The sequence below is a fragment of the Mycobacterium zoologicum genome (assembly GCF_020181635.2).
Taxonomy (GTDB): Bacteria; Actinomycetota; Actinomycetes; order Mycobacteriales; family Mycobacteriaceae; genus Mycobacterium; species Mycobacterium zoologicum.
In genome coordinates this window covers 230,432-249,868 of sequence record NZ_JAYJJS010000002.1, presented here as the reverse complement: position 1 = coordinate 249,868, position 19,437 = coordinate 230,432, and the positions used below count along the sequence as shown (strand labels likewise).

The window sequence follows — 19,437 nt, the reverse complement described above, 5'->3', positions numbered from 1 at the left end:
GCCGTGACCGGCCGCCTGGCCGGTGTGGTCCTGGCCGGTGGTGAATCGCGCCGGATGGGCCGCGACAAGGCCACCCTGACCGTGGCCGGCTTGTTCGACGGCCGGACCCTGGTCGAACATGTGGTGTCGATGATCGGGCAGCGCTGCGATCCGGTCTTCGTGGTCGCCGCCGCAGGCCAGTCGCTGCCCGACCTTCCCGCGCAGGTGTTGCGTGATGAGGTGCCCGGGCAGGGACCGCTGCCGGCCCTGGGACTGGGCCTGGGTGCTGCTGCTGGGGCAGGCGCGGATCATGCGTTCGTCTGCGCCGTGGACATGCCGAACCTGACGTCCGAGCTGATCGACCGGCTGACCGAATCCGCCCGCGCGTCGGGTGCTGATGTCGTGGTGCCGGTGGCGGGCCGGGACCACTACCTGGCGGCGGTCTACCGCACCGCGCTGGCCGGCACCATCGCCGGGCTGGTGGCGGCCGGGGAGCGCCGGGTCGGTGCGTTGATCGACACCGTCGAGGTCCAGCGGATCGAGCTGGCCGATGCAGGCCCACTGACCAATCTGAACTCTCCGGACGACATCGCCGGGCGGGCGTGAACTGATCCGTCGACAGCAAATAGTGGTCGAGGGATTTAATAATGGATATCGGGCTCTCGCCGCTTACCGAAATATATCTCCGTGTTATCTCGGTAATATTTGAACATTATTGGTCGTGTGATGAATTTTGACGGTTCCGGCCGCTGTGGCCGTTGGTTCGTCCAAAACCGTTGCAGCAGAATCGATTTAGTGCCATCAATGTGCTGAGATGAGCTCAGGGTGCGGGTTCGCCGGCTCGGTTATCGGCGGGTGGATTTTATTCGCCGTACAAGGCGGCCGGCAGGTTTTGCAGGCATGAGACGTCGCTACGCGGCGCGATTGGGACCCGCCCGTCGTCTGGGTTTGCGCGAGACGTGACGTGGCCGGTCCGCAGGGCGACCACCTGCGGTTTATGCGTCGTGTGGGGCTGGTGTGGCGATCGCTGAGCCGCCCCGGAGGCCCGCGGGAGTGTGAAATCCTGCCATTTCCGGTGGCCTAGGCCACAAAATATCCGTGATTTGACTCACGGCCTGCACGGCATGGTCGGAGGTGGTCCGACCGTAAAAGTCATTGCTGACCTGCTAAAACCATTATCGCCCGCGGTGTGATGGTTTCGTTATCTGTTCGAAATGCTTACGTCATGGTGCTGGACGAGCCGTATGAACATTTCGTAAGTTTCCTTCGGCCCAAATAAGGGGCAAACAAATTGAATCGACGGAACCGCGTGTTAGCGGGGCCGCGGGCGGCCCCTCAATGCTTCCGCGGTGCCGGGTGTCATCCCGGCGGGCAGATCTTGCCCCCGCTGTCGTGCCTGAACCGAGATGGCACGTCTCGAAGACCACTCCCCGCCTGGAGCACCCAGGCATGCCAGCCCACGCTGTGGGCGCACTTCGGAGCGCGCACTGCGAAAGGAACGATGTTGAAGAACGTCCGCAAGCCCCTCACCCTCGCCGCGATCGCCGGTGCACTGATCACCGGTTCGGTGGCTCTCTCCGAGGCCACCGCGCACGCGGACAGCGTGAACTGGGACGCCATTGCGGCGTGCGAGTCGGGTGGCAACTGGTCGATCAACACCGGCAACGGCTACTACGGCGGCCTGCAGTTCAACGCCGGCACCTGGCGTGCCAACGGTGGCAGCGGCATGCCGCACAACGCCAGCCGGTCCGAGCAGATCCGGGTCGCCGAGAACGTCCTGCGCAGCCAGGGCATCGGCGCGTGGCCGGTCTGCGGTCGCCGCGGCTGACCTGACGCATCTCTGACGGCGCCGGACTGTTTCAGTCCGGCGCCGTCGCCGTCGGCAGGTTCGGGTCGGCGGGTAGCGTCGGCCACATGCCCGACACGTCACGTGAGCTCGATGTCGTCGTCTACGGGGCGACCGGATTCGCCGGGAAGCTGACCGTCGAATACCTGTCCCGCGCCGCAGGCGGCGTCCGGATCGGCCTGGCGGGCCGCTCGGCTGACCGGTTGCGCGCGATCAGAGATTCCCTCGGCCCAGCGGCGCAGGACTGGCCGATCGTGGTCGCCGACGCCGACAAGCCCGAGACACTGGACGCGATGGCGGCCCGTACCCGGGTGGTCATCACCACCGTCGGCCCCTACACCCGCTACGGCATGCCCCTGGTCGCCGCCTGCGCGGCCGCCGGCACCGACTACGTCGATCTCACCGGTGAGGCGCTGTTCATGCGAGAGAGCATCGACCTCTACCACAAGCAGGCCGCCGACAACGGGGCCCGGATCGTGCACGCCTGCGGCTTCGACTCGATTCCATCGGACATGAGCGTGTACGCCCTTTATCGGGCGGTCCGCGACGACGACGCCGGCGAGTTGCTCGACACCGACTACGTTGTGCGGAGCTTCTCCGGTGGGGTGTCCGGCGGCACCCTCGCCACGATGATCGAGGTTCTGACCACCGCCGCCAACGATCCGGACGCCCGACGCGAAATGTTCGACCCTTACACGCTCAGTTCCGATCGTCCCGCCGAACCCCGATTGGGCCCCGAACCGGACCTGTCCTGGCGCCGGGGCCGCGACATCGCACCCGAACTGGACGGAATCTGGACCGCCGGCTTCGCGATGGCGCCCGTCAACACCCGCATCGTGCGGCGCAGCAACGGACTGCTGGACTGGGCGTACGGACGTCGTTTCCGCTATTCCGAGCACATGAGCGTCGGCTCGTCGGCCGCGGCACCTGCGCTGTCTGGATTGGCGACCGGGATAGGCAAGGTGGCGTTCGGGCTCGGGGGCTACATTCTCCGGCTGGTGCCGACCGGACTGTTGGAACGGGCATTGCCCAAGCCGGGAACCGGTCCGAGCCGGCGCCGCCGGGAGAACGGCCACTACCGCATCGAGACATACACCACCACCAGCACCGGGGCCCGCTACCGGGCCGTCATGGCGCAGCAGGGCGACCCCGGTTACCAGGCCACCGCGGTGTTGCTGGGAGAGAGCGCCCTGGCGCTGGCGTGCAACCGCGACCTGCTCTCCGAGCACCTCGGTGTACTCACCCCGGCTGCAGCGATGGGCGACGCCCTGCTGGTCAGGCTGCCAGCCGCCGGGGTGAGGCTGGAAGTGTCCCGGCTGAACTGACGGACCGAATCGACCGGTGCCCTGCGGCTGGTCTTTCCGCTAGTGTCGTTTTCGACCGCTGCCACAGCAGCACACAGCAACGAAGGTGGATGAAAACCATGGCCGGCCTCGACGATCTCTTCGCGCAGATCCCCATTCAGGACATTGCCAACCAGCTCGGTGCCGACTCAGGGGAAGTGGACAACACCATCCGCACCCTGGTGCCGGTGCTCGTCGGCGGCCTGAGCGAGCACGCTCAAGACCCGGGTCAGGCCGACAACATCGCCAACGCCGCCAACACTTTCGCGGCTCAGGGACTGTTGGACAACGCTCTGGGCGCCAGCCACTCCGAGGGCCAGCAGCTGATCTCGACGATCTTCGGTGGCAACGACACCAACCAGGTCGCCTCGGCACTCTCGGGCGCCGGCGCGGGCAACAACGACCTGCTGCAGAAGTTGCTGCCGATCCTCGCCCCGATCGTGCTCGCCTACATCGGCAAGCAGCTGACCGGGAACAAGGCCGAGCCGGCACAACAGCAGGCCTCCGGCGGCGGCCTCGGCGACGTGCTGGGCGGCATCCTCGGTGGCATGGCCGGTGGTGGCGGTGCCAAGAACCAGTCGATGGGCAGCATCCTGGGCAACATGCTCGGCGGCAAGACCGGCGGCGCCATCGGCGACATCCTCGGCGGATTGCTGGGCGGCAAGAAGTAGCAACCCCTCGCAAAGCCCCCGGACCGCCCGGTCCGGGGGCTTTCGCGTCGTATCGGCGGGCCTTCCTAGAATTGACCGGTGACCGACACCCCCATCGCCGCCGATCCCGAACACCTGCCCAAATCCTGGGAGCCGGGTGCGGTAGAGGACGCGATCTACCAGCGCTGGGTGGACGCCGGTTACTTCACGGCCGACCCGGCCAGCGCCAAGCCGGGCTACTCGATCGTGCTGCCGCCGCCGAACGTCACCGGCAGCCTGCACATGGGTCACGCGATGGATCACACGCTGATGGACGCGTTGACCCGGCGCAAGCGGATGCAGGGCTATGAGGTGTTGTGGCTGCCGGGCATGGACCATGCCGGCATCGCCACCCAGAGTGTGGTGGAGCGGCGCCTGGCCGCCGTCGGCCAGACCAAGGAAGAGCTGGGCCGCGAACGCTTCGTCGAGCAGGTCTGGGACTGGAAGCGTGAGTCCGGCGGCACCATCGGCACCCAGATGCGCCGGATCGGCGACGGGGTGGACTGGAGCCGCGAGCGGTTCACCATGGACGACCGGCTGTCGCGGGCGGTCCGCACCATCTTCAAACGGCTCTACGACGCCGGTCTGATCTACCAGGCGGAGCGGCTGGTGAACTGGTCGCCGGTGCTCCAGACCGCGATCAGCGACCTCGAGGTCAAATACTCCGACATCGAAGGCGAACTGGTGTCGTTCCGGTACGGCTCGCTAGACGACTCGCAACCCCACATCGTGGTGGCCACCACCCGGCTGGAGACCATGCTCGGCGACACCGCAATCGCGGTGCACCCCGACGACGACCGCTACCGCGACCTGGTCGGAACCAGCTTGGCGCACCCGTTCCTGGCCACCGAGATCGTGGTGGTCGCCGACTCCCACGTCGACCCCGAATTCGGAACCGGCGCAGTCAAAGTCACGCCGGCTCACGATCCCAACGACTTTGAGATCGGGCTCCGTCACCAGCTGGCGATGCCGACGATCCTGGACCCCAAGGGCCGGATCACCGGCACCGGAACACAGTTCGACGGGATGGACCGCTTCGAGGCGCGGGTCGCGGTGCGCGAGGCGCTGGCCGCCGAAGGTCGCATCGTGGCAGAGAAGCGGCCCTATGTGCACAGCGTCGGGCATTCCGAGCGCAGTGGTGAGGTGATCGAACCGCGGCTGTCCATGCAGTGGTGGGTCGACGTCTCCTCGCTGGCCAAGGCTGCCGGCGATGCGGTCCGCGACGGCCACACCGTCATTCACCCCAAGAGCCTGGAGCCGCGCTGGTTCGGCTGGGTCGACGACATGCACGACTGGTGTATCTCCCGCCAGCTCTGGTGGGGGCACCGCATCCCGATCTGGCATGGGCCCAACGGCGAGAAGGTGTGCGTCGGCCCGGATGAGACCCCGCCGCAGGGGTGGCAGCAGGACCCTGACGTGCTGGACACCTGGTTCTCCTCGGCGTTGTGGCCGTTCTCCACGATGGGCTGGCCCGACCGTACCCCTGAGATCGAGAAGTTCTATCCGACTTCGGTTCTGGTCACCGGCTACGACATCCTGTTCTTCTGGGTGGCCCGGATGATGATGTTCGGCACCTTCGTCGGGGACGACGAGGCGATTACCCTGGGCGGCACCCGCGCGCCGCAGGTGCCATTTCGGGATGTCTTCCTGCACGGCCTGATTCGCGATGAACACGGCAGCAAGATGAGCAAGTCCAAAGGCAACGGTATCGACCCGCTGGACTGGGTGGACAGCTTCGGCGCCGACGCCCTGCGGTTCACTCTGGCCCGCGGGGCCAGCCCCGGCAGCGACCTGTCCATTGGCGAGGATCATGCGCGCGCATCGCGCAACTTCGTCACCAAGTTGTTCAATGCGACCCGCTTCGCGCTGCTCAACGGCGCTCGGCCGGCGCCACTGCCGCAGTCCGATGAGCTGACCGATGCCGACCGGTGGATTATCGGCCGATTGGAAGAGGTTCGCGCCGAGGTGGATTCGGCGTTCGACAGCTACGAGTTCGGGCGTGCCTGCGAGGCGCTGTACCACTTCGCCTGGGACGAGTTCTGCGACTGGTACGTCGAGTTGGCCAAAACCCAACTGGGGCAGGGGTACACCCACACCACCGCGGTTCTGGCGGCGGTGCTCGACACCCTGCTGCGGCTGTTGCACCCGGTGATCCCGTTCGTCACCGAGACCCTGTGGCAAGAGCTCACCGGCGAGGAGTCCCTGGTGATCGCCGACTGGCCGTCGTCGTCCGGCGTCGCCTTGGACCGGGTTGCCGCGCAACGGATCACCGACATGCAGAAGCTGGTGACCGAGGTGCGTCGCTTCCGCAGCGATCAGGGCCTGCGGGACCGGCAGCGGGTTCCGGCCCGGTTGACCGGTATCGACGAGGCCGATCTGGCCAGCCAGGTGGCCGCGGTGGCTTCCCAGGCATGGCTCACCGAGCCCGGCGCGGACTTCGCGCCGTCGGCCACCGTCGAGGTGCGCCTGGGCGGAGGCACCGTGGTGGTGGAACTGGACACCTCCGGCACCGTCGACGTCGCAGCCGAGCGCCGGCGGCTGGAGAAGGATCTGGCGACCGCGCAGAAGGAGCTCGCCGCCACCTCGGCGAAACTGGGCAACGCGGAGTTCCTCGGCAAGGCGCCCGAAGCGGTGGTGGACAAGATCCGGGCCCGCCAGCAGCTGGCCGGCGACGAAGTGGAGCGGATCACCGCTCGTCTTGCGGGCCTGGCGTGACCGAGCATCCGATCAACACCGGCGAGCCGACCCCGGACGAGATCGCCGCGCTGCTGCAGGTCGAGCACCTGCTCGACCAGCGGTGGGGCGAGACCACGATCGAGCCGAGCCTGACCCGGATCAACGCGGTGCTCGAACTGCTGGGCTCCCCGCAGCGCGGCTATCCGTCTATCCACGTCGCGGGCACCAACGGCAAGACGTCGGTGGTGCGGATGATCGACGCGTTGCTCACGGCGTTCTCCCGCCGCACCGGGCGCACCACCAGCCCGCACCTGCAGTCGGCGGTCGAGCGCATCGCCATCGACGGCCAGCCGATCAGCCCGGCCAAGTACGTGGAGACCTACGCCGAGATCGAGCCCTTCGTGCAGATGGTCGACGCATCCTCGCAGGAGGACGGGGGACCGGCGATGAGCAAGTTCGAGGTGCTCACCGCGATGGCGTTCGCAGCCTTCGCCGACGCCCCGGTCGACGTCGCCGTGGTGGAGGTCGGCATGGGTGGGCGCTGGGACGCCACCAACGTCGTCGACGCCCCGGTGGCGGTGATCACCCCGATCAGCGTTGACCACGTCGAATACCTCGGTGACTCCCTCGCCGGAATCGCCGAGGAGAAGGCCGGCATCATCCACGCCTCCACCGATGAGCTGGCCGACACCGTCGCAGTGATCGCCCGCCAGGAACCCGAGGCGATGGAGGTGTTGCTGGCGCAGTCCGTGCGCGCGGACGCGGCTGTGGCCCGGGAGAATTCGGAGTTCGCCGTTCTCGGCCGCCAGCTCGCGATCGGCGGCCAGATGCTGGAGCTGCAGGGCTTGGGCGGGGTGTACTCGGAGATCTTCCTACCGCTGCACGGGGAGCATCAGGCCCGCAACGCGGTGCTGGCACTGGCGGCGGTCGAGGCGTTCTTTGGCGCGGGTGCCGACCGGCAGCTCGATGTCGACACGGTCCGGGCCGGGTTCGCCGCGGCGCGCAGCCCAGGCCGGCTGGAGCGGATGCGCAGTTCGCCCACGGTGTTCATCGACGCCGCGCATAATCCGGCCGGCGCCGTCGCCCTGGCCCAGGCGCTGACCGAGGAATTCGGATTCCGGTACCTGGTCGGCGTGGTCAGCGTGTTGGGAGACAAGGACGTCGACGGGATTCTCGCCGCGCTGGAGCCGGTGTTCGACACGATCGTGGTGACGCACAACGGATCTGGGCGGGCAATGGATGTCGATGCGCTGACCGCGATGGCGGTGCGGCACTTCGGTGAGGACCGGGTGGTGACCACCGAGACGCTCGGCGACGGGATCGACGCGGCGACCGCCTTGGTGGACGAGTTCGACTCCGACGGCGAAATCGCCTCGGGGACAGGCATCGTGATCACCGGCTCGGTGGTCACCGCCGGAGCGGCCCGCACGCTGTTCGGAAGGGACCCGGCATGAGCGAACAGGCGCAGACTCCTGACCCGTGGCGCGGTTTCCGCGGGATCATGGCCCTGACTCTGATCCTGGAGGCCATCGTGGTGCTGTTGGCGCTGCCGGTGGTCAGCATGGTCGGCGGGGGCCTGACACCGGTGTCGCTGGCCTACCTGCTCGGCCTGGCAGTGGTGCTGTTGCTGCTCTGCGGAATCCAGGGCCGACCGTGGGCGATCTGGGCCAATCTGGGCGTGCAGGTCGTCTTGATCGCGGGATTCGCGGTCTATCCGGGTGTCGGCGTGATGGGGCTGGTCTTCGCCGCGGTGTGGGGGCTGATCGCCTATTTCCGGGCCGAGGTGTTGCGCCGCGGCTGACCCGCCGGAGTGTTCGGTACGCTGTCGCCCGTGACTGAGCGGACTTTGGTGTTGATCAAGCCGGACGGTGTCAACCGTCGGCTGGTGGGCGAAATCATCAGCCGGATCGAGCGCAAGGGCCTGACGCTGGCCGCGCTGGAGCTGCGGCCGGTGCAGCAGGCGGTGGCCCGCAAGCACTACGCCGAGCACGACGGCAAGGCGTTCTTCGCCTCGCTGCTGGACTTCATCACCTCCGGGCCGGTCGTTGCCATGGTCGTTGAGGGGGAGCGGGCGATCGAGGCGTTCCGGCAGCTGGCCGGTGGCACCGACCCGGTCGCCAAGGCCACCCCGGGCACCATCCGCGGTGACTTCGGGCTGGAGACCCAGTACAACCTGGTGCACGGTTCGGACTCGCCGGAGTCGGCCGAGCGCGAGATCGCGCTGTGGTTCCCTGACCTGAAGCCGTCGGCTCCGACGTCGCCGATGACGCTGGCCTGAGGCCGGACTTACGGCCTTTCGCACGGACTCGCGCCGTTGTGTGGGATACTGGCCAACGGGTGAACGTCGCCGGATCGGTGTCCGACACCCGAATGAAGACTTAGGCGAGTGCGACGGTCGCGCTGAAGTGATGCGGCGCCGATCGCCGGTCCTCATTCAGCCAGGCACCGAGTCGGTTCCACCCGAGCCCCTCGGAGCGAGACCACTACAAGCCCGGGGAATCGAACCGGGCGAATAACGAGAAGCCCTCGCGTGGCCGCGTCGAAATGACGCGCCCGGGGGCTTGAGGAGACTTACGTGTCAGACGGTTCTCTTTTCCAAGGCTTTGAAGGCCCCGCGTCGGACCCCGGCTCGGACCCGGCACCTGCACCGGCCGAGCACCAGGTGCCGGCCGAGCATGAGGAGCTGCCGGACCGGCTTCGAGTCCACTCGCTGGCGCGGGTCCTGGGCACCACCAGCAAGCGGGTGCTCGATGCCCTGATCGAGCTGGACGGCCGGACGCGCAGCGCCCAGTCCAGCGTGGACCGCGTCGAGGCGGTTCGGGTCCGTGACCTGCTGGGTTCCACCGATGCCTCGGAAGCCCCGGAGGTGGCGGAAGGGTCGGCCGAGGTCGCAGACGAACCAGAGTCCCGGCTACTGCTGGAGACCGTCCCGGAAGCCACACCCACCCGGGTGGACTACATGCCGTTGTTCGTCGCACCCCAGCCGGTCGCCTACCAGCCCCCGATCGTCCGTGAGACCGACGACGACCTCGACGAAGACGACGACGACACCGCCGGCGCAGACACCGACGCCGACACCGACGACGAGAACGGCGACCGCCCAGCCAACCGCCGGCGCCGCCGGGGACGCCGGGGACGCGGCCGGGGTCGCGGATCCGACGGTTCGGCCGATGACGGAACTGATGGCTCTGATGGCGCCGACGACTCCGAAGACGATGTCGCAACCGACTCCGACGAGGCCGGCGACGGCGAGGAGGAAGCTGGCGACGACGAGAACGGATCGGGCGAGGACGCGGGCAACCGCCGTCGCCGCCGTCGTCGTCGTCGCAAGTCCGGCGCCGGGGACGACGACGACACCGCATCGTCGGACGACCCGCCCAATACCGTCGTGCACGAGCGGGCCCCGCGGGCCAAGTCCGGCAAGACCGGCCGCGGTACGGGCGACGACGAGATTCAGGGCATCACCGGCTCGACCCGGCTGGAGGCCAAGCGGCAGCGTCGCCGCGACGGCCGTGACGCCGGGCGCCGCCGCCCCCCGATCCTGAGCGAGGCCGAGTTCCTGGCCCGCCGCGAGGCCGTTGAACGCCGGATGGTCGTTCGGGACCGGGTGCGCACGGAACCGCCGCATCAGGGCGCGCGCTACACCCAGATCGCCGTGCTGGAAGACGGCGTGATGGTCGAACACTTCGTCACGTCGGCGGCATCGACGTCGCTGGTGGGCAACGTCTACCTGGGCATCGTGCAGAACGTCCTGCCGTCGATGGAGGCCGCGTTCGTCGACATCGGCCGGGGCCGCAATGGTGTGCTCTACGCCGGTGAGGTCAACTGGGAGGCTGCCGGCCTGGGTGGCGCCAACCGCAAGATCGAGCAGGCCCTCAAACCTGGCGACTACGTCGTGGTGCAGGTCAGCAAGGACCCGATCGGACACAAGGGTGCCCGGCTGACCACGCAGGTGTCGCTGGCCGGTCGTTACCTGGTGTATGTGCCGGGGGCGTCGTCGACCGGGATCAGCCGCAAGCTGCCCGACACCGAGCGGCAGCGGCTGAAGGAGATCCTGCGTGAGGTGGTGCCGGCCGACGCCGGCGTGATCATCCGCACCGCGTCCGAAGGTGTCAAGGAAGCCGACATCCGCTCCGATGTGGAACGACTCCAGGAGCGCTGGACCCAGATCGAGGCCACCGCCGCGGAGACCCAGGCCAAGGCCGCCGGCGCCGCCGTCGCGCTCTACGAAGAGCCCGACGTGCTGGTCAAGGTCATCCGGGACCTGTTCAACGAGGACTTCTCCGAGCTGGTGGTCTCCGGTGACGACGCCTGGGCGACGATCAACGACTATGTGGGTTCGGTGGCGCCCGAGCTGGTTTCGAAGCTGACCCAATATCAGGCTCCCGAGGGGCCCGACGGGCAGGCGGGACCGGATGTGTTCGCGGTGCACCGCATCGACGAGCAGCTTGCCAAGGCGATGGACCGCAAGGTCTGGCTGCCCTCGGGCGGCACGCTGGTGATCGACCGGACCGAGGCCATGACGGTCGTCGACGTCAACACCGGCAAGTTCACCGGCGCCGGGGGCAACCTCGAGGAGACGGTGACCAAGAACAACCTGGAGGCCGCCGAGGAGATCGTGCGGCAACTGCGGTTGCGCGACATCGGCGGCATCATCGTCGTCGACTTCATCGACATGGTGCTCGAGTCCAACCGGGACCTGGTGTTGCGCCGGCTGACCGAGGCACTGGGCCGTGACCGCACCCGCCACCAGGTCTCGGAGGTGACTTCGCTGGGCTTGGTGCAGCTGACCCGTAAACGGCTGGGCACCGGGCTGATCGAGGCGTTCTCGACCAACTGTCAGCACTGCGCCGGGCGCGGAATCATGCTGCACGCCGACCCGGTGGATTCGGCCGCTCCGGGCCGCAGGTCGGAGTCGAGCAGCGGCAGCCGTCGCAGTAAGCGCTCCCGCAAGCCCAAGGTCGACGAACCGGCCGTGGCCAAGGTTCCGGTGCACACCCCCGGTGACCACCCGATGTTCAAGGCGATGGCCGACCGTCACGAGGACGACGAGTCCGAGGACGGCGTCGGGGTCGAGGGCGAGAGCGCCGACGCCGAGGTGCAGGGCACCGACGCCCGAGCAGGCGTTGACGTCGATCAGCAGGCGGCGTCTGAGGTGGTCGACGACGACCTGGACGAGGCTGACGACACCGACGAGGTCGACGACTCGGATGAGGATGAGGACGCTGACTCCGACGAGGACGAGGTCGACCTGGACGGCGACGACGACGAATTCGACGAGGACCTGGAAGGACTCGACGATGACTCCGATGAGGACGACGACTCCGACGAGGACGATGACTCCGACGAAGACGACGAGGATCACGACGACGACGAGGAGTCTGACGAGGAGGCCTGGCCGGCCGCTTCGGCCTATGAGGCCTATCAGCGGCCCCCTCGGCGCCGCGCCGCTGCCCGTCCGGCGGGTCCGCCCAGCTGACAAAGACCCGGAAGAGGCCGGTTTGACCCTTTAGTTGCTGGTCAAGTACCCTAGACCAGTTGTCTGCAGCCGGGTATCGCCCCGGCCCGGCGGGCAGAACCCAAACCACCTGCGCAAGTCCCGATGGCGTGCGCTGTGAGCGGCACCCGAGAAGTAACCGAGAAGTAGAGGTAGAGACCAACGATGGCGACGTACGCAATCGTCAAGACCGGCGGCAAGCAGTACAAGGTTGCCGTCGGTGACGTGCTCAAGGTCGAGAAGCTCGAATCCGAGCCGGGTGCCTCCGTCTCGCTGCCGGTCGCGCTGGTCGTGGACGGCAGCACCGTTACCACCGACGCCGCCAAGCTGGCGAAGGTGTCGGTCACCGGTGAGGTGCTCGAGCACACCAAGGGCCCCAAGATCCGTATCCACAAGTTCAAGAACAAGACCGGCTACCACAAGCGGCAGGGTCACCGTCAGCAGCTGACCGTGCTCAAGGTCACCGGAATCAAGTAGGAGCGAACGAGATGGCACACAAGAAGGGCGCTTCCAGCTCACGTAACGGTCGCGACTCAAACGCTCAGCGACTCGGCGTCAAGCGGTTCGGCGGCCAGGTGGTCAAGGCCGGCGAGATTTTGGTGCGGCAACGGGGTACTCATTTTCACCCCGGCATCAACGTCGGGCGCGGTGGCGACGACACGTTGTTCGCCACGGCCCCCGGTGCGGTCGAGTTCGGTGCGAAGCGCGGCCGCAAGACCGTCAACATCGTGCCTGTCGCCCGCGACTAGTCGCCGGCGTAACTGGGCGCCGCAGGGCGCCGGATAGGTAGTAGCGCCATGTCCCGGTTTGTCGACCGCGTCGTCATCCATGTGAGCGCGGGCGACGGGGGCAACGGCTGCGCGTCGATTCACCGCGAGAAGTTCAAGCCACTCGGCGGCCCGGACGGCGGTAACGGAGGACGCGGCGGCAGCGTGGTGCTGGTCGTCGACCCGCAGGTGCACACCTTGTTGGACTTCCACTTCCGGCCGCACATCGCCGCGACGTCGGGAAAACAGGGGCAGGGCAACAACAAGGAGGGCGCGGCCGGCGCCGACCTGGAGATCAAGGTTCCCGACGGCACCGTGGTGCTCGACGAGCACGGCCGGATACTCGCCGACCTGGTGGGCGCCGGCGCCCGCTTCGATGCCGCCGCCGGTGGCCGCGGCGGATTGGGCAACGCGGCCCTGGTGTCGCGCGCCCGCAAGGCGCCCGGCTTCGCGCTGCTGGGGGAGAAGGGCGAGACCCGCGATCTCACCCTGGAACTCAAGACGGTTGCCGACGTCGGCCTGGTCGGCTTCCCGTCGGCGGGAAAATCCTCACTGGTGTCGGTGATCTCGGCGGCCAAGCCGAAGATCGCCGACTACCCGTTCACCACCTTGGCGCCCAACCTGGGAGTGGTCTCCGCTGGTGATCAGACCTACACCGTCGCCGACGTTCCGGGTCTGATCCCGGGTGCCTCGGCCGGTCGTGGCCTGGGGCTGGACTTCCTGCGGCACATCGAACGCTGCGCGGTGCTGGTGCACGTGGTGGACTGCGCCACCATGGAGCCGGGCCGCGACCCGGTCTCCGACATCGACGCGCTGGAAGCCGAACTAGCGGCCTACACGCCCACCCTGCAAGGGGATTCGGCGCTGGGCGATCTGGCTGAGCGGCCGCGGGCGGTGGTGCTCAACAAGATCGACGTGCCCGAGGCGCGGGAGATGGCCGAGTTCGTCGCCGAGGAGGTGGCTGCTCGGGGCTGGCCGGTGTTCAGCGTATCCACCGCCAGCCGGGAAGGCTTGCGGCCGTTGATGTTCGCGCTGGCTGAGATGGTCGTCGAATATCGTGCCGCGCAACCCGAGCCGGTGGCGCGCCGGCCGGTGATCCGGCCGATCCCGACTCGGGGCCAGACCGGCTTCACCGTCGAATCCGACGGCGACGGCGGCTTCATCGTCCGCGGTGAGCAACCCGAGCGCTGGATCAACCAGACCAACTTCGACAACGACGAGGCCGTCGGTTACCTGGGTGACCGGTTGGCCCGGCTCGGCGTCGAGGACGAACTGGTGCGACGCGGCGCCACACCCGGTTGCGCGGTGACGATCGGGGCGATGACCTTCGACTGGGAGCCGGCCACGCCGGCCGGAGTCGACATGACCTTGTCCGGTCGGGGCACCGACGTCAGGTTGGAGCAGACCGACCGGGTCGGGGCCGCCGAACGCAAGGTGGCGCGCAAACAGCGCCGAGAGCATTCGGAGGACACGTGACCGGCGGCGGTGCGCGAGAAGCGATTCGCACCGCGCGCAGCGTCGTCGTCAAGATCGGTACCACCGCACTCACCACCGAGTCGGGGATGTTCGACGCGGGCCGGCTGGCCGGGCTCGCCGCGGCCATCGAGGCCCGGATGAAGGCCGGATCGGACGTGACGATCGTGTCCTCGGGCGCGATTGCCGCCGGCCTGGAGCCGCTGGGACTGTCCAAGCGGCCCACCGATCTGGCTACCAAGCAGGCTGCCGCCAGCGTGGGACAGGTGGCGCTGGTCAACGCGTGGAGCGCCGCCTTCGGTGAGTTCGGCCGCGCCGTCGGGCAGGTGCTGCTCACCGCGCAGGACGTGTCGATGCGCGTGTCGCACACCAATGCCGCCCGAACGCTGGACCGGTTGCGGTCACTGCACGCGGTCGCCATCGTCAACGAGAACGACACCGTGGCCACCAACGAGATCCGCTTCGGCGACAACGACCGGCTCTCGGCGCTGGTGGCGCACCTGGTCGGCGCCGACGCGCTGGTGCTGCTCTCCGACATCGACGGCCTGTACGACGCGGACCCTCGCAAGGGTCCGGCGCGGCTGGTCCCGGAGGTGGCCGGCCCGGACGACCTCGCCGGCGTGGTGGCCGGCGAGGGCAGTCATCTGGGCACCGGCGGGATGGTGTCGAAACTGTCGTCGGCTCTGCTGGCTGCCGACGCGGGTGTGCCGGTGTTGCTGGCCGCCGCCGGCGACGCAGCAGCGGCGCTGTCCGAGGCGTCGGTGGGCACCGTGTTCGCTCCTCGCGCGCAACGGCTTTCGGCGCGCAAGTTCTGGGTGCGCCATGCCGCCGACGCGGCCGGCACCCTGACGTTGGATGCCGGTGCGGTCGAGGCGGTGCTGATCCGGCGGCGGTCGTTGTTGCCGGCCGGGATCACCGCCACCTCGGGCGCATTCCACGGCGGTGACGTCGTCGAACTCTGCGACCCGGACGCGACGGTGGTGGCTCGCGGCGTCGTCGGCTATGACGCGGTGGAGCTGGCCGCCATGATCGGGCGTTCCACCACGGATCTGGCACCTGATGCCCGCCGGCCGGTGGTCCACGCCGACGACCTGGTCGCAGTCTGACACCCACCGGCATGAGCACCGTTTTCACCATCGAAGGGGCAGGCTGGAGCGGCTTGCTGCGATTCATGTGCCGTGGCGCTGTCGCCAAGGGCAAGAAGGTGCGGAACGTCAAGTACCCCAACACCTATTTCGACGGCCTGCGCTATGTCCCAGCGGTCGAGGCGGTGCGGCGCGGTGCGCAGGCCCTTGACGACATGCTGACCGCACACTTCGCCGGCCGGCCTGACGCCGACGATGTGCTGGTCTACGCCGTGAGCATGGGCTCGCAGGTGGCGTGCAAATGGTTGCGCGACTACGGTCCGGGCACCTCGATCCCGGTCGGCAGGGTGTCGTTTCTACTGCTCGCCAATCCCGAGCAGCCGTTCCATGGCATCTATGCGGCCGACCCGAAGCTGGTGTGGTTCATGACGTTGCCCGACTACGGCGGCGTCGGCGTGCCGCCGAACACCCCGTTCGCGGTGACCGATGTGTGCCGCCAGTACGACGGCATGGCGGATTTTCCCAACCGTCCCGCCGCACAAGTCAGTTGGCTGGCCGTATGCAACGCACTGGTGGGACTGGTGACCGTGCACAACAACTATTTCCGGGTCAACCTGGAGAGCCCCGACAACCTCCGGGTCCGGCGTGGCAACGTCAGCTACGTGTTGTGTCCCACCCGGCGCAGGAGGCGGCAGCGGATCGAGGGCAGCTATGACCGCTCGGCCTGGAGCTACTGAACGGCGGAGCGGAGATACAGTGCGCCCCAGACGATCTCGGTCAAAGCCGCGGCGAGTTCGGAATCATAACCCGCATCTCGGGTCGGCAGGGTCTGCTGGCAGGATCGTTCCACCATCCACGTGAGTGCGCTCGCGGTGGCATCGACGGGCAACTCGCGGCGAATGGAACCGTCGGCCTGACCGTCCTCGATGACCTGGGCCACCCGGCCGGAGATCCCGGTCAGCAACTCCCGGTAGGCGGACGCGACCAACGGGTCGTAGCCGGCCATCTCGCTGAGCGCGATCAGCAGCGGCTGGTGCCGCCGGTAGCTGGCGATGATCGCGGCCATCGCGGCGCGGACATCGTTGGGGTCGCGGCGCTGCGCCACGGCCCACCAGCGATCGCCGCCCGAGGCGAGGTCGCCGAACACCTGGCCGGCGAGGCTCCGCAGCAGATGACCCTTGTCCTCGAAGTAGATGTAGAAGGTGGCGCGGGAGATCCCGGCTTCGGTGGCGAGCCGGTCGACGGACAGTTCGGTGAAACTGGCGCCTTCGCCCATCAGCCGCTCGGTGGCATCGAGCAGCCGACGCTCGATCTCCCCACGGCGCTCGCGGCGGCCGGTCGGGGGCTTGCGGGTCACAGATGGCACGACGCACAGCGTACCGGCCGATACAACATCTTGACTAGACATACTGTCTAGATTTACTGTCGGATCATCCGATCGTGATTCAGGTCATACGCCGAGGAGGCTCCATGTCAGCACCGTCCGCCACGATCCGCAGCTATGACCCGGTCGACTTGTCGTCGCGCACGTTCTGGTCGGGTACCGCCGCGGAACGCGAACGCTCGTTCGCCGTGCTGCGTGCCGAACGGCCGGTGAGCTGGCACCCGCCGGTCGAAGACGCCATGCTCAACGATCCCGACGACGCGGGGTTCTGGGCCGTCACCCGCCACGCCGACATCGTCGAGGTGAGCCGCAACAACGACGTGTTCCTGTCCGGCAAGGGCGTGCAGTTCGAGAACTATCCCGCGGACATGCTGGCGTCCACGCAGTCCTTCCTGGCGATGGATCCGCCCCGGCACACCAGGCTGCGCAAGCTGGCCACCGCGGCGTTCACTCCCCGGCAGATCCGGCGCATCGAGGATTCGATCAAGGCCAGCGCCAAGGACATCGTCGGAGAACTGCGGGCCGCCGGCAGCGGTGCCGACTTCGTCGAGTACTGCGCCAAGGAACTGCCGCTGCGCACGCTGGCCGACATGGTGGGCGTTCCGGATTCCGAGCGTGCACAGGTAGCCCGCGCCGCTGATGCGCTGGTGTCGACCAATGATCCGGTGTTCCTCGACGGGCGAGACCCGTTGGCGGTGATGGGCGAAAACATCATGTACCTGCATCAGGTCGCCGCCACGCTGGCCGCGCAGCGCCGCGAGCGCCCCGGCGACGACCTGTTCAGCGCGCTGGTGACCGCCGAGGTGGACGGCGACCGGCTCACCGACGCCGAGGTGTGCGCCTACTTCGTGCTGCTGTCGGTGGCGGGCAACGACACCACCCGCCAGACCACCAGTCACGCGATGCGGGCACTCACCGATTTCCCCGAGCAACGGGCCTGGCTGATGGACGATTTCGACCGGCGCATCGGGATGGCCGTCGAGGAATTCATCCGCTACGCCACCCCGGTGATGACGTTTCGGCGCACCGCCGCAACCGATTACGAACTCGGCGGCCAGCTGATCCGGGCCGGCGACAAGGTGGCGATGTTCTACGCCTCCGGCAACTGGGACGACCAGGTCTTCACCGACCCGGACCGGTTGGACCTGAACCGGGATCCCAACCCGCACCTGGGCTTCGGCGGTGGCGGGCAGCACTACTGCCTGGGCACCCACGTCGCGCGAGCCCAGCTGCGTGCCATCTTCGCTGAGTTGCTGCACGAGCTGCCCCGCATCGAGGCCGGGGAACCGGAGTACTTAGCGGGCAGCTTCATCCACGGGATCCGGGCCATGCCCTGCACGTTCTGACCCCGTTTTTCTTGCCGCGAGCGTGCAGAGCGGTCCGGCATTTCCCCAGGTGGGAGTGGATTTTAGTGCACGGTCGCGGCAAGAGGGAACGCCCTACGAGGTCCCGAACCGGATACCGGTGGCGTCCTTGCCGATCGCGGTCAACACCACGACCGCGATCAGCGTCGGCACCACCGTGACGATCAGGGCGTACGGGTAGCCATGCGCGGCCGCGAGGTGTTCCTGGATCGGCAGATTGAATGCGGCGAACAGATTGCCCAGCTGATAAGTCACGCCCGGATAGAAGCCGCGGATCGCGTCCGGCGACATCTCGGTGAGGTGCGCCGGGATCACGCCCCAGGCGCCCTGCACGCAGATCTGGATCAGGAACGCGCCGAGGCACAGCATGCCCGCGGTCTGCGACAACGCGAACAGCGGCACGATCGGCAGACCCATCGCCGCCGCCCAGATGATCGCGTAGCGCCGGCCCAGCCGCTGGGACAGCGAGCCGAAGAACAGCCCGCCGATGATCCCGCCGATGTTGTAGATCACCGCGATCCACTTGGCCGTGACATGCGACAGGCCGGCGCCGTTCTCGGAGGTCAGAAACGTCGGATAGATGTCGTGGGTGCCGTGGCTCATCCAGTTGAAGGCCGTCATCAGCAACACCAGGTAGCAGAAACGGCGAATCACCTTGGCTTCGGTGAACACGTCACGAATCCTGGTGCTGGTCAAGCGCATCCGATCCTGGGTGGCCCGCCACACCTCGGACTCGGCGACCCGGTAGCGGATCAGCAGGCTGACCATGGCCGGCAGGATCGACAGTCCGAACAGCCAGCGCCAGGACAATCCGAGCACGTCGTTCACCAGCAGCGAGGCCACCGTGGCGGCCAGATAGCCGAACAGGTAGCCCTCCTGCAGCAGCCCCGAGAAGAAGCCGCGGCGCTCCGGCGGGATCTTCTCCATGGCCAGCGCGGCGCCCAATCCCCATTCGCCGCCCATTCCGATCCCGTACAGCAGCCGCAGGATCACCAGCACGGTGAAGGTGGGCGCGAAGGCGCACAGGAATCCCACCGTCGAGTAGAAGATCACGTTGACCATCAGCGGGATACGTCGCCCGACCCGGTCGGCCCACAGGCCGAAAATCAGCGCCCCGAGCGGACGCATCATCAAGGTGGCGGTGGTCAAGAACGCCACCTCGGTCTTGGTGTGGCCGAAGGTCTTGGCGATGTCGGCGTAGACGAACACCACGATGAAGTAGTCGAAGGCATCCATCGACCAGCCCAGCACGGCGGCCAGGAAGGAATTGCGCTGGTCGGGGGTGAGGCGCTGCTTCGTCACCCGAGCATCGTGCCGGATTTCGGCGCGATTGT

The 19,437-nt window shown here is 67.8% G+C and carries 17 protein-coding genes; 15 read left to right on the top strand and 2 right to left on the bottom strand.

Annotated elements, in window-relative coordinates:
* Positions 1-3 precede the first annotated feature (3 nt).
* From mobA to K6T84_RS02625, 14 genes are all read left to right on the top strand, one after another.
* A complete protein-coding gene (gene mobA / locus K6T84_RS02690; protein WP_225401748.1) occupies positions 4-585 on the top strand; it encodes a molybdenum cofactor guanylyltransferase in 582 nt (193 codons plus the stop codon).
* A gap of 898 nt (positions 586-1,483) precedes the next feature.
* The gene (locus K6T84_RS02685; RefSeq protein ID WP_224865728.1) at positions 1,484-1,807 is read left to right on the top strand and encodes a transglycosylase family protein; all 324 of its coding nucleotides are present in this window, start codon (positions 1,484-1,486) and stop codon (positions 1,805-1,807) included.
* A gap of 86 nt (positions 1,808-1,893) precedes the next feature.
* A complete protein-coding gene (locus K6T84_RS02680) occupies positions 1,894-3,150 on the top strand; it encodes a saccharopine dehydrogenase family protein (protein WP_224865175.1) in 1,257 nt (418 codons plus the stop codon).
* A 98-nt stretch (positions 3,151-3,248) separates the two neighbouring features.
* The gene (locus K6T84_RS02675; RefSeq protein WP_224865729.1) at positions 3,249-3,839 is read left to right on the top strand and encodes a DUF937 domain-containing protein; all 591 of its coding nucleotides are present in this window, start codon (positions 3,249-3,251) and stop codon (positions 3,837-3,839) included.
* Positions 3,840-3,917: 78 nt separating this feature from the next.
* Positions 3,918-6,572 carry a valine--tRNA ligase gene (locus K6T84_RS02670; RefSeq protein ID WP_224865176.1) on the top strand — a complete coding sequence of 885 codons (2,655 nt, stop codon included), beginning with the start codon at positions 3,918-3,920 and terminating at the stop codon, positions 6,570-6,572.
* Positions 6,573-6,583: 11 nt separating this feature from the next.
* Positions 6,584-7,987: a bifunctional tetrahydrofolate synthase/dihydrofolate synthase gene (gene folC / locus K6T84_RS02665; RefSeq protein ID WP_304621332.1), complete on the top strand. Its 1,404-nt coding sequence runs from the start codon at positions 6,584-6,586 to the stop codon at positions 7,985-7,987.
* Positions 7,984-8,334, top strand: a complete 351-nt coding sequence (locus K6T84_RS02660; RefSeq protein ID WP_224865178.1) for a DUF4233 domain-containing protein — start codon at positions 7,984-7,986, stop codon at positions 8,332-8,334. Before folC ends, K6T84_RS02660 begins: the two co-directional genes overlap by 4 nt.
* Positions 8,335-8,364: 30 nt before the next feature.
* Positions 8,365-8,811 carry a nucleoside-diphosphate kinase gene (gene ndk / locus K6T84_RS02655; RefSeq protein WP_224865179.1) on the top strand — a complete coding sequence of 149 codons (447 nt, stop codon included), beginning with the start codon at positions 8,365-8,367 and terminating at the stop codon, positions 8,809-8,811.
* 384 nt (positions 8,812-9,195) lie between these two features.
* Positions 9,196-12,012 carry a ribonuclease E gene (gene rne, locus K6T84_RS02650; protein WP_224865730.1) on the top strand — a complete coding sequence of 939 codons (2,817 nt, stop codon included), beginning with the start codon at positions 9,196-9,198 and terminating at the stop codon, positions 12,010-12,012.
* Between the two features lie 183 nt (positions 12,013-12,195).
* Positions 12,196-12,507 carry a 50S ribosomal protein L21 gene (gene rplU, locus K6T84_RS02645; protein ID WP_224865180.1) on the top strand — a complete coding sequence of 104 codons (312 nt, stop codon included), beginning with the start codon at positions 12,196-12,198 and terminating at the stop codon, positions 12,505-12,507.
* Between the two features lie 11 nt (positions 12,508-12,518).
* Positions 12,519-12,779: a 50S ribosomal protein L27 gene (gene rpmA / locus K6T84_RS02640; protein ID WP_224865181.1), complete on the top strand. Its 261-nt coding sequence runs from the start codon at positions 12,519-12,521 to the stop codon at positions 12,777-12,779.
* 48 nt (positions 12,780-12,827) lie between these two features.
* Positions 12,828-14,273, top strand: coding sequence for a GTPase ObgE (obgE, locus tag K6T84_RS02635; protein WP_224865182.1), 1,446 nt, complete (start codon positions 12,828-12,830; stop codon positions 14,271-14,273).
* Entirely contained in the window at positions 14,270-15,376 is a 1,107-nt protein-coding gene (proB, locus tag K6T84_RS02630; RefSeq protein WP_224865183.1) for a glutamate 5-kinase, read from the top strand. Before obgE ends, proB begins: the two co-directional genes overlap by 4 nt.
* A gap of 11 nt (positions 15,377-15,387) precedes the next feature.
* Positions 15,388-16,092, top strand: a complete 705-nt coding sequence (locus tag K6T84_RS02625) for a PE-PPE domain-containing protein (protein ID WP_224865184.1) — start codon at positions 15,388-15,390, stop codon at positions 16,090-16,092.
* Here the strand turns inward: K6T84_RS02625 and K6T84_RS02620 are convergent.
* Positions 16,086-16,721: a TetR/AcrR family transcriptional regulator gene (locus tag K6T84_RS02620; RefSeq protein ID WP_224865185.1), complete on the bottom strand. Its 636-nt coding sequence runs from the start codon at positions 16,719-16,721 to the stop codon at positions 16,086-16,088. The two genes, K6T84_RS02625 and K6T84_RS02620, sit on opposite strands and share 7 nt — an antisense overlap.
* Positions 16,722-16,825: 104 nt before the next feature.
* On the opposite strand from K6T84_RS02620, the gene K6T84_RS02615 reads away from it, so the two are divergent.
* Complete coding sequence (locus tag K6T84_RS02615) at positions 16,826-18,085, top strand: cytochrome P450 (RefSeq protein ID WP_225401750.1); 1,260 nt, start codon at positions 16,826-16,828, stop codon at positions 18,083-18,085.
* A 93-nt stretch (positions 18,086-18,178) separates the two neighbouring features.
* On the opposite strand, the gene K6T84_RS02610 is transcribed toward K6T84_RS02615, so the two are convergent.
* Positions 18,179-19,405, bottom strand: coding sequence for an MFS transporter (locus K6T84_RS02610; RefSeq protein WP_224865187.1), 1,227 nt, complete (start codon positions 19,403-19,405; stop codon positions 18,179-18,181).
* Positions 19,406-19,437 lie beyond the last annotated feature (32 nt).